This window comes from Paraburkholderia sp. RL17-381-BIF-C, assembly GCF_046026435.1.
Classification (GTDB): Bacteria; Pseudomonadota; Gammaproteobacteria; order Burkholderiales; family Burkholderiaceae; genus Paraburkholderia.
Map to the genome: position 1 here is coordinate 53,519 of NZ_JARESX010000005.1, position 14,012 is coordinate 67,530.

A 14,012-nucleotide genomic window follows, 5' to 3' on the forward strand; every position below is an offset into this window, starting at 1 on the left:
GCTCACGTTATGCCATCAAGCCATGCCGGGCGGTGTCCGCATGGCCGTCGTCGTCTTTCGATCGTCCGTTTCCGGACCCCGGCAAGGGGTCGCGGCCCGCGTCCGTATCATCAAGCGAGACCCTCAATGAAAGCATCGGACCTGTTCGTCAAATCGCTGGAAGCCGAAGGTGTCGAGTATGTGTTCGGTATTCCCGGTGAAGAAAACCTCGATCTGCTCGAATCGCTGCGCCGCTCGAAAATCCGTCTGATCCTCACGCGTCATGAACAGGCGGCCGGTTTTATGGCCGCCACTTACGGGCGTCTCACGGGGCGCATCGGCGTGTGCCTGGCGACCCTGGGCCCGGGCGCGACCAACCTCGTGACTGCCGCCGCGTACGCGCAACTGGGCGGCATGCCGATGCTGATGGTCACCGGGCAAAAACCGATCAAGGCGAGCAAGCAAGGGCATTTTCAGATCGTCGACGTAGTGCGCATGATGGAGCCGCTGACCAAATACACGCGGCAGATCGTGTCGGTCAGCAATATCCCGGCGGCGGTGCGCGAGGCGGTGCGTCAGGCGGAAGAAGAGCGGCCCGGCGCCACTCACCTCGAATTGCCGGAAGACGTCGCGCATGAAGAAGGCGACGGCAAGCCGATTCCGAAGAGCTACAGCCGCCGTCCCATCGCCGAGGAAAAAGCCGTGGCGCACGCGGTCGAGGCGATCACCCGCGCGAAGCATCCGTTATTGATGATCGGCGCGGGCGGCAATCGCAAGACGACCACCAAGATGCTGCGCGAGTTCGTCGACCAGATCGGCATTCCGTTCTTCACCACGCAGATGGGCAAGGGCGTGATCGACGAATCGCATCCCATGTGGCTCGGCAACGCGACGCTCTCCGACGGCGACTTCGTGCACCGCGCGATCGACCACGCGGACTGCATCATCAATGTCGGTCACGACGTGATCGAAAAGCCGCCGTTCTTCATGCGCAGCGGCGAGGCCGGCGAGAAGACGGTGATTCACGTCAACTTCCTCGGCGCCGAGGTCGACACGGTGTACTTCCCGCAGATCGAAGTGGTCGGCGATATCGCCAACGCCGTGTGGCAACTCAAGGAAAGTCTCAAGGAGCGCCAGGAGCATTGGGACTTCACGCGCTTCAAGGAAATCAAGGAGCACTTCGAGGCGCATCTGATCAAGGGCCAGCACGACGATCGTTTTCCCATGTATCCGGTACGGATCGTCAACGACGTGTACGAGACCACGCCGGTGGACGGCATCGTATGTCTGGACAACGGCATGTACAAGATCTGGTTCGCCCGCTACTACCGCGCGCACGAACCGAATTCACTGCTGCTCGACAACGCGTTGGCTTCGATGGGCGCGGGGCTGCCGTCCGCGATCGCCACCAAGATCGTGCATCCGGACCGCAAGGTCATGGCCGTGTGCGGCGACGGCGGTTTCATGATGAATTCGCAGGAACTGGAAACGGCGGTGCGTTTGAGGCTGGATCTGGTGATCCTGATCTTGCGCGACGACGCGTTCGGCATGATCCGCTGGAAGCAGGAAAACATGAACTTCCCCGACTACGGCATGACGCTGAGCAACCCGGATTTCGTCGCGTATGCGCAGAGCTATGGGGCAAAGGGTCACCGTATCGAATCGGCGGCGGAGTTCGCGCCGCTGCTGCGCGAATGTTTCGTGACGCCGGGCGTACATGTGATCGATCTGCCGATCGACTATTCCGACAACGAGCGCGTGCTGAATCGCGAGATCAAGCGGCTGTCGGCGCAACTATGAACGGCGGGTGGCTTCACCGGCGACTGACGGGCGAGCGGGAAATGCGCGCGGCTAGTGAGCGGCACGCGAACGGCACGCTAGTGGCAAGTGAGCAGCCAATGAGCAGCCAAGGGGCATGCCCCTTGCTGGCAGTCTTGCTTTTACAGGTATCGGATCAAGGAGACGCGTCATGTTGAACAAGACCTACCCGTACTATCTCGCCAACGTTGCGGTGGCCGCCAACACCGATCTCGAAGTCACCGATAAATTCAGCGGCGAAGTCGCCACCCGCGTGGCGATGGCCGACGCCGCCGCGATCGACAAAGCGATCGGCCACGCCGTCGAGGCCATGCCCGCGCTGCGCGCTTTTCCGCCGTTCAAACGCCAGGCGGTGCTCGAACATTGCGTGAAGCGCTTTCGCGAGCGCTACGACGAACTGGCGCTCGCGCTGTGCATCGAGGCCGGCAAGCCGATCAACGACTCGAAAGGCGAGGTCACGCGCCTGATCGACACGTTCAAGGTGGCGGCGGAGGAAGCGGTGCGCATCGACGGCGAGATCGTCAATCTGGAGATTTCGCCGCGCGCCAAGGGCTACCACGGCTATGTGAAGCGGGTGCCGATCGGCCCTTGCTCGTTTATTTCGCCGTTCAACTTTCCCCTGAACCTGACCGCGCACAAGGTCGCGCCGGCTATCGCGGCAGGTGTGCCGTTCGTGTTGAAGCCGGCGAGCCGCACGCCGGTCGGCGCGCTCATCATGGGCGAGATTCTGGCGGAAACCGATCTGCCCAAAGGCGCATTCTCGATTCTGCCCGCGCATCGCGACGGCGCCGATCTCTTCACCACCGACGAGCGCTTCAAATTGCTGTCCTTCACCGGCTCGCCCGCGGTGGGCTGGGATTTGAAGAAGAAGGCGGGCAAGAAAAAGGTGATTCTGGAATTGGGCGGCAACGCGGCTGCGATCGTCGACGGCGATCAGGGCGGAAAGCTCGACTATGTGGTCGACCGGCTCGCATTCGGCGCGTTCTATCAGTCGGGGCAGAGCTGCATCGGCGTGCAGCGGATTCTCGTCCACGCCAGCTTGTATGACGCCTTGCGCGAGAAGCTCATTGCCAAGACCAAATCGCTCGTGATGGGCGATCCGAAAGACGAAAAGACCTTCGTCGGGCCGATGATCTCCGAATCGGAATCCAAACGCCTCGCCGGCTGGATGGAAAGCGCGGTGCAGGCGGGCGCGAAAATCATTGCCGGCGGCAAGGTCGAGGGCGCGATGTTCGAGGCCACGCTGCTCGAAGGCGTGAAACGCGACACCGATCTGTACCGCAAGGAAGCGTTCGGACCGGTGGCGATTCTGGAGCGCTTCGACGATTTCGACGCCGCGCTCGCGACCGTCAACGACAGCGACTTCGGCCTGCAGGCGGGCGTGTTCACGGATTCGCTCGCGCATGCGCATCGCGCGTGGGACGAACTCGACGTGGGCGGCGTGGTGATCAACGACGTGCCGTCGTTCCGGGTCGACAACATGCCGTACGGCGGCGTGAAGGATTCCGGGTTGGGGCGTGAAGGCGTGCGCTACGCGATCGAAGACATGACCGAGCTGCGCCTGATGGTGATGCGCGAGACGTGGTAGGACGGCTGTCACGCAACTGTCGTCTGAGCCCACTACGCTGCGAGCGAAGCGCGACGGCGCATGGGGGTGCCCCGAGTGCCGGCGCCCCGGCTTTCGCCGGCGTAAGCAGAAAGCCGGCACATGCGCCATGAGTGTTTTTGCTGAAGTGCTACAATACCGGCCTTTCCGGCGGGTGTTTCCGCCGGCCGGAGCCGGCCGCATTTTTTCCCGCAATACTATCGGGTCCCGTGCGGAACGCCGTGGCTCCGCCTTCATCACAATGCCCTCTGCGGTTCCGACCGCTGCCGCGCGCACGCGCAAAGCGCATTTTTAGCGAAAGCCACCATGTCCGACACAGCCGTCACGCCCAGCACTGCGACTTTTGATCAATTCGGTCTCGCGCCCGACATCCTGAAAGCCGTCAAAGAATCGGGCTACACCATCCCTACGCCGATCCAGGCGCAGGCGATTCCCGTCGTGCTGGCCGGCCGCGACGTCATGGGCGCCGCGCAAACCGGCACCGGCAAGACCGCGAGTTTCTCGCTGCCGATCATCCAGCGCCTGTTGCCGCAGGCGAGCACGAGCGCATCGCCCGCCCGCCATCCGGTGCGCGCGCTGATCCTCACGCCGACCCGCGAACTGGCCGACCAGGTCGCCGCGAACGTGCAGTCGTATGCGAAGCACACTGCGCTGCGCAGCGCAGTGGTGTTCGGCGGCGTGGATATGAATCCGCAATCGGAGCAACTGCGCCGCGGCGTCGAGATTCTGATCGCCACGCCAGGCCGTCTGCTCGATCACGTGCAACAGAAGACCGCCAACCTCGGCCAGGTGCAGATTCTCGTGCTCGACGAAGCCGACCGCATGCTCGACATGGGCTTCCTGCCGGATCTGCAGCGCATTCTCAACCTGCTGCCGAAAGAGCGTCAGACGCTGCTGTTTTCGGCCACGTTCTCGGGCGAAATCAAGAAGCTCGCCGCGACTTATCTGCGCGACCCGCAAACCATTGAAGTCGCGCGCAGCAATTCGACTGCGACCAACGTGACGCAGATCGTCTTCGAAGTCGCCGAAGGGGACAAGACCGGGGCGGTCGTGCAACTGATTCGCGAGCGCAGCCTCAAGCAGGTGATCGTGTTCTGCAACAGCAAGATCGGCGCGAGCCGTCTCGCGCGCAGCCTCGAGCGCGACGGCGTGGTGGCGACCGCGATTCACGGCGACCGCTCGCAGAACGAACGGATGCAGGCGCTCGACGCGTTCAAGCGCGGCGAGATCGAAGCGCTGGTGGCGACAGACGTCGCCGCGCGCGGCCTCGATATCGCCGAACTGCCGGCGGTGATCAACTTCGATCTGCCGTTCAATGCGGAAGACTACGTGCACCGCATCGGCCGTACCGGCCGCGCGGGTGCTTCCGGCGACGCCTTGTCGCTGTGCAGCCCGAACGAGCGCAAGCAGCTTGCCGATATCGAGAAGTTGATCAAGCGTCCGTTGGACGTGCAACGCCTGACGGTGGAAGCGCCGGTGCGCCACCACCATGAAGAGCGCGCACCGCGTCGCGAGCGTAGCAGCGAGGGGCGGGAAGGGCGTGAAGATCGCGGCAGCCGTCGGCGCACGGGTGCGTCGTCGGGTTCGTTTGACCGGCCGCATCATCATCGCGCGCAACCGGTGGATGATTTCTTCCTGAAGCCATATGAGCCGTCGCCTGCTTCGGTTCGCAAGGTCGAGGAGGCCGACGCTGCTTCGGCCGCGCCGCAGAAGTCCGCTTCCAAGCAGCCGTTGGCGGCGCTGTTGGGCGGGTTCGGAATGCCGAGAAAGTCGCCGTCGTCTTCCTGATCCAGACTCGAATCGCGGTTATCCTGCTGCGGGTAATCCCATTCGTTTTGCCCATGCCACCGTGGCGGCGGCATAAAAGCCGTCTAGCGTCGTATGGGCCTTAGCGCTTTCCAGCTTGAGCCCCAGATGCCGCGCCGCCGCGCTCAGCGCGTCGAGTGGCTCATTGCTGTCCAGCGCCGTAGCGCCGTTCTGCTTGCTGAGTTTTTCGCCCTGTTCGTTCATGACGACGGGCACATGCAAATACTCGGGCGTCGGCACGCCCAGGCAGCGCTGCAAATAGATCTGCCGTGCCGTTGAATCCATCAAATCCGCGCCGCGCACAATGTGCGTGATGCCCGCGTCCGCGTCGTCGACGACCACCGCCAGTTGATACGCCCATTGGTCGTCCGCGCGCTTCAGCACGAAATCGCCCACCTCGGTGGCCAGGTTCTGTGTCTGCGTGCCTTGCCAGCGGTCCTCGAACGTGATGATCGCGGCGTCGCCGTCGGGCACGCGCAGTCGCCATGCGCGCGCCGGTTTGCCATGCAGGCCTTCGCGGCAGGTGCCGGGATAGGCGAGGGTGGTGTTGCGCGCATGCGCGTGCAGCAGCGAGTCGGCGATTTCCTTGCGCGTGCAGCCACACGGATAGATCATGCCGCCGGCCTTCAATTCCTCCAGCGCCTGCTGGTAGCGCGCGAGGCGTTTGCTTTGCCAGACAGGCGGTTCGTCTGCCTGCATGCCGAAGCGTTCGAGGGTGGCGAGAATGTCTTCGGCGGCGCCCGGCACGGTGCGCGGGCCGTCGATGTCTTCAATGCGCACGAGCCACGCTCCCCGATGCGCACGCGCGTCCAGCCAGCTTGCAAGCGCGCTGACCAGCGAGCCGAAATGTAGCGGGCCGGTGGGCGACGGCGCGAAACGTCCGCGGTAGGGCATGCCGGCCTTGGCCCCGGCCCGCAAGCCTCGGCCCGATTGTTGCGCCGGCTGCGCGGCCACCATCACGCGGCGCGTGCCGCCTTGCTGTCCGGATGACATTCCGGACACGTCTTGCCCGCCACGTACATGGGCGATTGTTGCGCTTCCGGCGAAACCACGGCGCGGCAGCCGAAGCATTGCGTCGTCTTGCTGGGCTCAAGTTGAGGATTGAGCGCGGTGCGGTAGTCGAACACGAAGCAGTCGCCGTGATAGTGGGCTCCGCCCACTTCCTCGAAGTACTTCAGAATGCCGCCTTCGAGCTGGTACACGTTCTCGATGCCCACGTCCTTCATGTGGATCGCCGCTTTCTCGCAGCGAATCCCACCCGTGCAGAACGACACAACCGTCTTGCCTTCCAGATCGGCGCGATTCTGCTCGATGACTTCGGGAAACTCGCTGAATTTCGTAATGCGGTAGTCGAGCGCGTTATCGAACGTGCCGACGTCGACTTCGAATGCGTTGCGCGTGTCGAGCATCACGACGGGGCGGCCTTGATCGTCGTGACCGCGGTCCAGCCAGTTTTTCAGCGTGGGCGCGTCGACGAACGGCGCACGGCCTAGCTCCGGCCGGATGGCCGGTTTTTTCATCGTGATGATCTCGCGCTTGAGCTTGACCAGCATGCGGGTGAACGGCTGCTTGTCCGACAGGCTTTCCTTGAACTGCAAATTCGCGAACTTGCCTTCGAACAGCGCGTCGTGACGGATGTAGTCGATGAACGCGTTCGTAGCCTCACGCGTGCCGGCGACGAACAGGTTGATGCCTTCCGGCGCCAGCAGAACAGTGCCCTTCAGGCCGAGCGCATTGCAGCGCTCCGTGACGAACGGGCGCCATGCGGCGGTGTCTTCGATAGTCGCAAATTGATACGAAGAGAGGTTGACGATACTCATAAGTGTCCAGCGGTAAGAGGTGACCGGCGTTGCGGAAAACGGGGCGCATTGGGCTCCCGCTTTCAGGCGCCACGCGGCACGGCCACGTCGAATGGGGCGAAAGCCCTATTATCTCTCAACCCGGCGCGTTCCCCGACTCGGCCGAATGGCCAGCGGGTTGCGGTAGCGCAAATCGTTCTCGAACTTGCTGTCGATTTGCCCTGCTCAGGCGGACGTCCGCATGCTCCGCCACCTCAGAAACGCCTGTGCACGCGGCTCGCGCGTTTGCGCCCTAAGCCGGACGGCCAACGAGCGGTTTTGGCCTGAAAACTCCGGAACGGTGGAGTTACAATGTCGCCCATGTCAGATCCCCGCTTCGTTCATCTCCGCGTTCACTCCGAATTCTCGATTGCCGATGGCATCGTGCGCCTTGACGACGTCGTCAAGGCCGCCGCCAAAGACGGCCAGGGCGCGCTCGCCCTCACCGATCTCGGCAACGCATTCGGCCTCGTCCGTTTCTACAAGGAAGCCCGTGGCAAAGGGGTCAAACCCATTGCCGGCTGCGACGTCTGGATCACCAATCCGGACGACCGCGACAAGCCTTCCCGTTTGCTGCTGCTGGTCAAGGACCGGCGCGGCTACCTGAACCTGTGCGAACTGCTCAGCAAGGCGTCGCTCACCAACCAGTATCGCGGTCGCGCGGAAGTCGAGGCCGGCTGGCTCGAAACGGGTCTCGGCGAAGGGCTGCTCGCGTTGTCGGGCGCACAGCAGGGCGACATCGGCCTCGCGCTCGCGGCGGGTAACGAAGAAGCGGCAAAGCGCAACGCGCTGCATTGGGCGAAGGTATTCCCCGGCGGCTTTTATATCGAGTTGCAGCGCTGCGGTCAGCCCGGCGGCGAGCATTACGTGCAGCAGGCGGTCGCACTCGCGGCGTCGCTGAAACTGCCGGTGGTCGCCACGCATCCCATGCAGTTCATGACGCCGGACGACTTCACCGCGCACGAAGCGCGCGTGTGTATTTCCGAAGGCGACATTCTGGCCAATCCGCGCCGCCCGAAGCGCTTTACGTCTGAGCAGTATTTCCGCACACAGGAAGAGATGGCCGCGCTGTTCGCGGACATTCCGTCGGCGCTCGCCAACTCGGTGGAAATCGCCAAGCGTTGCAACCTCACGCTCGAACTCGGCAAGCCGAAGCTGCCCCTCTTCCCCACACCCGACGGCATGTCGCTCGACGACTACCTCGTGCATCTGTCGAAAGAGGGCCTCGAAAAGCGTCTCGAGCAGCTTTATCCGGACGAAGCCGAACGCGCGGCGCAACGTGCCACGTACTACGAGCGCCTCGAATTCGAGTGCGGCACGATCATCAAGATGGGCTTTCCCGGCTACTTCCTGATCGTGGCGGACTTCATCAACTGGGCGAAGAACAACGGCGTGCCGGTCGGTCCGGGCCGGGGCTCGGGCGCCGGGTCGCTGGTCGCATACGCGCTCGGCGTGACCGACCTCGATCCGCTGCGCTACAACCTGCTGTTCGAACGTTTCCTGAATCCGGAGCGGGTGTCCATGCCCGACTTCGACATCGACTTCTGCCAGCACGGCCGCGATCGCGTGATCCAGTACGTGAAGGAAAAGTACGGTGCGGACGCCGTGTCGCAGATCGCCACGTTCGGCACGATGGCGGCGAAGGCGGCGGTGCGCGACATCGGCCGCGTGCTCGATCTCGGCTATATGTTCACGGACGGCATCGCCAAGCTGATTCCGTTCAAGCCGGGCAAGCACGTCACCATTGCCGACGCGATGAAGGAAGAGCCGCTGCTGCAGGAGCGCTTCGACAACGAAGACGAAGTGCATCAGCTGCTCGAACTCGCGCAGCGCGTGGAAGGGCTGACGCGTAACGTCGGCATGCACGCGGGCGGTGTGCTGATCGCGCCGGGCAAGCTGACCGATTTCTGTCCGCTGTACACGCAGGGCGACGAAAGCGGCGTGGTGAGCCAGTACGACAAGGACGACGTCGAAGCCGTCGGCCTCGTGAAGTTCGACTTTTTGGGTCTGACCACGCTCACGATTCTCGACTGGGCCGAGCGCTATATCCGGCGTCTCGATCCGTCCAAGCAGGACTGGTCGCTCGGGCAAGTGCCGCTCGACGACCCGGCGTCGTTCTCGATCCTGAAGAAAGCGAATACGGTCGCCGTGTTCCAGCTGGAAAGCCGCGGCATGCAGGGCATGCTGAAAGACGCGCAGCCTGACCGCTTCGAGGACATCATCGCGCTGGTCGCGTTGTACCGTCCGGGCCCAATGGACCTGATTCCGAGCTTCTGCGCGCGTAAGCACGGCCGCGAAGTGGTGGAATATCCGGATCCGCGTGTCGAATCTGTTCTGAAAGAGACCTACGGCATCATGGTCTACCAGGAGCAGGTCATGCAGATGGCGCAGATCATCGGCGGCTATTCGCTGGGCGGCGCCGACTTGCTGCGTCGCGCGATGGGTAAGAAGAAGGCCGAGGAAATGGCCGAACATCGCGAGTTGTTCCGCCAGGGCGCCGCGAAGAACGGTCTGACCGCTGAGAAGGCCGACGAAATCTTCGACTTGATGGAGAAGTTCGCGGGCTACGGCTTCAACAAGTCGCACGCGGCCGCGTACGCGCTGCTGGCGTATTACACCGCATGGCTGAAGGCGCACCATCCGGCGGAATTCATGGCGGCGAATATGTCGCTCGCCATGGACGACACGGACAAGGTCAAGATCCTGTTCGAAGACTGTCTCACGAACAAGATGGCGGTGCTGCCGCCGGATGTGAATCTGTCCGCGTATCGCTTCGAGCCGGTCGCCGAGCCTGACGGCAAGCGCTCGAAAACGATCCGCTACGGCCTCGGCGCAATCAAGGGCAGCGGCCAGAACGCGATCGAAGAAATTCTGCGCGCGCGCGAAGACGGTCCGTTCATCGATATTTTCGATTTCTGCAACCGGGTCGACCGCCGCATCGTCAATCGCCGCACGGTTGAAGCGTTGATCCGCGCTGGCGCGTTCGACACCTTGCATGCGAACCGCGCGCAACTGATCGCCTCCGTTTCGCTCGCCATGGAAGCCGCCGAGCAGGCGAGCGCCAACGCGCTGCAAGCGGGCCTGTTCGACATGGGCGACGCGCCGTCGCAAGGTCACGAACTGGTCGACGAGCCGGAATGGCCGGAAAAGAAAAAGCTGCAGGAAGAGAAGGCCGCGCTCGGCTTCTATCTGTCGGGCCATCTGTTCGATGCCTACAAGAACGAAGTGCGCCGCTTTGTGCGCCAGAAGATCGGCGAGTTGAAGGAAGGCCGCGACAAGCTGGTCGCGGGTGTGATCGCGTCGCTGCGCACGCAGATGACCCAGCGCGGCAAGATGCTGATCGCGCTGCTCGACGACGGCACCGGTCAATGCGAAGTCACGGTTTTCAACGAAACGTTCGAAGCGCACAAGCAGCTGTTCAAGGAAGACGAACTGCTGGTCGTGCAGGGCCAGGCGCGTAACGACGCGTTTACCGGCGGGATTCGTTTCACTGTCGACACGGTCATGGACCTCGGCCGCGCACGCTGTCGTTACGCTGAGGCCGTGAAGGTGCAGATGAACGGCAACGCGGACGCGCTGGCATTGCGTCGTGTGCTTGAAGCGCATAGCGCAGGCAAGGACGAACCGCCGGCGGCAGCGGCACCGGCGGCTTCATCGCGCGGCGGGAACGGCGGTGGAAACGGTGGTGGCCGCAATGGTGGCGGCTACGGCGGTGGTGGGCAGCGTCAGGCGGTACAGATTCCGAACGGGCTCGCCGTGCAGGTGGTGTATCGCAGCCAGAACGCGGAAGGTGAAATGCGTCTGGGCGACGCGTGGCGCGTGAAGCCGACCGACGAACTGCTCGCGGCGTTGCGCGGTGAGTTCGCCGGAAGCTCGATCGAGATCGTGTATTGATGGTGGGTTGATGCTGGCTTTTGCCGCGCCAATGGCGCGGCAAAACCTGACTGTGACTCGAAGCGGCGAATCCCTGCGACGCGGGCATGAGCGAGTGCCGCTAAGCACGCCGCCTTATCAAGCGTGCGATCTTTCACGAGCGCGAGGCAATCAGCCGGCTAGACCAACCGACGGTGATTGGCGACCCATGCCCCGCAAGCTAGCGCCGCGCCTTCTCCCCCAAGCGCGCCAGCTTCAAAAACCGGTAATACACCGTCTCCGCATTGAACACCGCGATCATGAAACCGGCGCGGCCGTCCAGAAAACCACGACGCAGCAAATAAGTCCGCACGAACGCCCACGCGCCGCGCCCGAGCGCCTTGCCGAAGCTACCTCGCTGGCCCGCCGCGTGACGTTGCTGGGCGCCCGCTGTCGAATACGCGTCGAGCTTGCGCAACACACCTTCAAAGTCCTCGTACGAGTAATGCATCAGCTTGCCGGTGAGACGCTGCGCCGGCGTGTCGAACACCAGCCGCTCGTGTACCAGGTCGTCGGAGAAGCGCGCGGCGCCGCGTTTGAACAGTCGCGGAATCCAGTCCGGATACCAGCCGCTGTGATGAATCCAATGCCCGCAAAAACTCGACAGCCGGTCTACCGCATAAACGTCGGCGGTTGGGGCGGCCAGCGCCGCGCGGATCGCTGAGGCCAGCTCCGGTGAGACGATTTCGTCGGCGTCGATCGAAAGAATCCAATCGGTGCCGAGCGCGTCGACCGCGCGATTCTTTTGCGGGCCGAAGCCCGGCCAGTCGGTCTGTTCGATCACGCGGGCGCCGTGCGAACGGGCGATGTCGGCGGTGCCGTCCGTGCTGCCGCCGTCGATCACGACGATCTGATCGGCGAACGCCACGGCTTGCAGGCATTCAGCCAGCCGCGCCGCCGCGTTTTTGGTGATGATGGCGACGCCGAGGGTGGTTTCTTGCATACCTGAGTAGCGTGAAGGGCAAAATGACGGAACGCTTCGCACCAGCCGGCGCCCCCCAGGCATGTTGCGCGAAGCAGCGGGCATAAGCGAGTTGCCGAAGCGAGTTGCCGAAGCGAGTTGCCGAAGTATACACAGCCGATCCCCAACCGCCGACGCCCATCCCCAACCGTTTACAATGCTCTTTTTTGATATTCCGCCCGGCCGGCATTCCGTCTGCCGCGCGGTTGCCGTCCCGCATTCTCCGAGGATTCCTTGAGCGCGAAGCCAACGTTAAGCAAACCCATCGGTACAGGTGAGGCGTCGTCGCCCGCCGTCGTCTTCAAACGGCTGTGGCCGTATATCAAGCCGCTGATCTGGGTTCTCCTCGGCGCAATCGTTGCAATGGCCGTCAGCGCCGCGACCGACGCGGCGATCCCTGCGTTGCTCAAGCCTTTGCTGGACAAGGGCTTCGGCGCGCATGCCAACGACAAAACCAAGTGGTTCGTGCCGGCCGCGGTGATCGGCCTCGCGCTGGTGCGCAGCCTGTCGCAATACGCATCCGGGTATCTGCTTGCCTACGTGACGAACAACATCCTGCTCGATCTGCGTCTGAAGATGTTCAGCCGCATGATTCATACGAGCGTCGCGTTCTTCCAGCGCGAAACCGCGAGCACGGTGATCAACGCGATCGTCTTCGAGGTGAACCAGATTCTCAACGTGCTGCTGAGTGTGCTGGTCACGCTGGTGCGCGATTCGCTCACCGTGGTCTTCCTGCTCGGCTATCTGTTCTATCTGAACTGGCGTCTGACGCTGATCGTCGCGGTGCTGCTGCCGGCGATCGGCTGGCTGGTCGGCAAGATCAACCGCCGCCTACGCCGTCTGAACCGCGAGCATCAGTTGCTGACCAATGAGCTGTCGTACATCGTCGAAGAGTCGGTGGGCGGCTACAAGGTCGTCAAGGTGCACAACGGCGAGCAGTACGAGATGGATCGCTTCGAGTCGATGAGCAAGCGTCTGCGCGGCTATGCCATGCGCATGACCGTGTCCGGTGGACTCGCGCAACCGTTGACGCAGTTCCTTGCGTCGATCGCGCTCGCCGTGGTGATTACGATCGCGGTGGTGCAGTCGTCGTCGGATCAGACCACGGTGGGCGGCTTCGTCGCCTTCGTCACGTCGATGCTGCTGATCATCTCGCCGCTCAAACACCTGATGGACGTGAACCAGCCGCTGCAGCGCGGCATGACGGCGTGCGAGCTGATTTTCGGCCTGATCGACGAGCCGTCAGAACCGGAAGGCGGCGGCAAGCCGCTGGAACGCGCGCGCGGCGAAGTGGAGTTCCGCGACGTCTCGTTCAACTACAGCGCGAACGCCACGCACAACCGCCACACGCTCGACCAGGTGTCGTTCAGGGTGGCGCCGGGTGAAATGGTCGCGCTCGCGGGCCCGTCGGGCAGCGGCAAGACCACGCTGGTAAATCTGCTGCCGCGCTTTTTCGATCCGAGCGGCGGTCAGATTCTGGTCGATGGCGTGGCGATCCCCGAATACGATCTGCACGCGCTGCGCAGCCAGATCGCGATGGTGAGTCAGGACGTGGTGCTGTTCAACGACACGGTCGCCAATAACGTCGCGTACGGACAGGTCGCCGATCCCGACAAGGTCAAGGCGGCGTTGCGCGCGGCCAACCTGTGGGACACCGTCGAGGCCATGCCGAAAGGCATCGAAACGCTGGTCGGCGACAACGGCATGATGCTCTCGGGCGGCCAGCGGCAGCGTCTGGCGATTGCGCGGGCGATCTACAAGGACGCGCCCATCCTGATCCTCGACGAAGCAACGTCGGCGCTGGACTCCGAATCCGAACGCCACGTCCAGGCCGCGCTGGAAACGCTGATGAAGGGCCGCACGACGCTCGTCATCGCGCACCGCCTGTCGACCATCGAGCGTGCCAACCGGATTCTGGTGATGGAAGCGGGGCGGATCGTCGAGAGCGGCAGTCATCGTGAACTGCTGGCGAAAGACGGGCTGTACGCGCATCTGCACCGCATCCAGTTCCAGCAGAGCGCGGCGTAACGCGCGCGACACGTCGATCGGCCATTCGGGTCTCCATTCACGCGGTTCGCCAGCGCGGACCGCG

The 14,012-nt window shown here is 63.4% G+C and carries 8 protein-coding genes; 5 read left to right on the plus strand and 3 right to left on the minus strand.

What is annotated here, in order from left to right; translation table 11 throughout:
* Window positions 1-126 precede the first annotated feature (126 nt).
* The 3 genes from P0D70_RS05500 to P0D70_RS05510 all read left to right on the plus strand — a co-directional run bounded on the left by P0D70_RS05500 (window position 127) and on the right by P0D70_RS05510 (window position 5,191).
* Window positions 127-1,779 carry an acetolactate synthase large subunit gene (locus tag P0D70_RS05500; protein WP_091796098.1) on the plus strand — a complete coding sequence of 551 codons (1,653 nt, stop codon included), beginning with the start codon at window positions 127-129 and terminating at the stop codon, window positions 1,777-1,779.
* A 169-nt stretch (window positions 1,780-1,948) separates the two neighbouring features.
* Window positions 1,949-3,385: an aldehyde dehydrogenase family protein gene (locus P0D70_RS05505; protein WP_408183362.1), complete on the plus strand. Its 1,437-nt coding sequence runs from the start codon at window positions 1,949-1,951 to the stop codon at window positions 3,383-3,385.
* 324 nt (window positions 3,386-3,709) lie between these two features.
* Window positions 3,710-5,191: a DEAD/DEAH box helicase gene (locus tag P0D70_RS05510; protein ID WP_408183364.1), complete on the plus strand. Its 1,482-nt coding sequence runs from the start codon at window positions 3,710-3,712 to the stop codon at window positions 5,189-5,191.
* A gap of 18 nt (window positions 5,192-5,209) precedes the next feature.
* On the opposite strand, the gene gluQRS is transcribed toward P0D70_RS05510, so the two are convergent.
* A complete protein-coding gene (gene gluQRS, locus P0D70_RS05515) occupies window positions 5,210-6,103 on the minus strand; it encodes a tRNA glutamyl-Q(34) synthetase GluQRS (RefSeq protein WP_408183558.1) in 894 nt (297 codons plus the stop codon).
* 62 nt (window positions 6,104-6,165) lie between these two features.
* Window positions 6,166-7,029, minus strand: coding sequence for a sulfurtransferase (locus P0D70_RS05520; protein WP_408183366.1), 864 nt, complete (start codon window positions 7,027-7,029; stop codon window positions 6,166-6,168).
* A gap of 330 nt (window positions 7,030-7,359) precedes the next feature.
* On the opposite strand from P0D70_RS05520, the gene dnaE reads away from it, so the two are divergent.
* Window positions 7,360-10,941: a DNA polymerase III subunit alpha gene (gene dnaE / locus P0D70_RS05525; RefSeq protein WP_408183368.1), complete on the plus strand. Its 3,582-nt coding sequence runs from the start codon at window positions 7,360-7,362 to the stop codon at window positions 10,939-10,941.
* Window positions 10,942-11,140: 199 nt separating this feature from the next.
* Here dnaE and P0D70_RS05530 read toward each other — a convergent pair whose 3' ends face one another.
* On the minus strand, window positions 11,141-11,902 hold the full coding sequence (locus P0D70_RS05530) for a glycosyltransferase family 2 protein (protein ID WP_408183370.1): 762 nt from the start codon (window positions 11,900-11,902) through the stop codon (window positions 11,141-11,143).
* Between the two features lie 252 nt (window positions 11,903-12,154).
* Between P0D70_RS05530 and msbA the strand changes: the two genes are divergently transcribed.
* Entirely contained in the window at window positions 12,155-13,948 is a 1,794-nt protein-coding gene (gene msbA, locus P0D70_RS05535) for a lipid A export permease/ATP-binding protein MsbA (RefSeq protein ID WP_408183372.1), read from the plus strand.
* Window positions 13,949-14,012: the final 64 nt, after the last annotated feature.

What these genes read in the sequence shown, in the direction of transcription:
- gluQRS (WP_408183558.1), bottom strand. Translation starts at nt 6,103, where the DNA reads ATGCCCTACCGCGGACGTTTCGCGCCGTCGCCCACCGGCCCGCTACAT.
- dnaE (WP_408183368.1), top strand. Translation starts at nt 7,360, where the DNA reads ATGTCGCCCATGTCAGATCCCCGCTTCGTTCATCTCCGCGTTCACTCC.
- P0D70_RS05505 (WP_408183362.1), top strand. Translation starts at nt 1,949, where the DNA reads ATGTTGAACAAGACCTACCCGTACTATCTCGCCAACGTTGCGGTGGCC.
- P0D70_RS05510 (WP_408183364.1), top strand. Translation starts at nt 3,710, where the DNA reads ATGTCCGACACAGCCGTCACGCCCAGCACTGCGACTTTTGATCAATTC.
- P0D70_RS05520 (WP_408183366.1), bottom strand. Translation starts at nt 7,029, where the DNA reads ATGAGTATCGTCAACCTCTCTTCGTATCAATTTGCGACTATCGAAGAC.
- P0D70_RS05530 (WP_408183370.1), bottom strand. Translation starts at nt 11,902, where the DNA reads ATGCAAGAAACCACCCTCGGCGTCGCCATCATCACCAAAAACGCGGCG.
- P0D70_RS05500 (WP_091796098.1), top strand. Translation starts at nt 127, where the DNA reads ATGAAAGCATCGGACCTGTTCGTCAAATCGCTGGAAGCCGAAGGTGTC.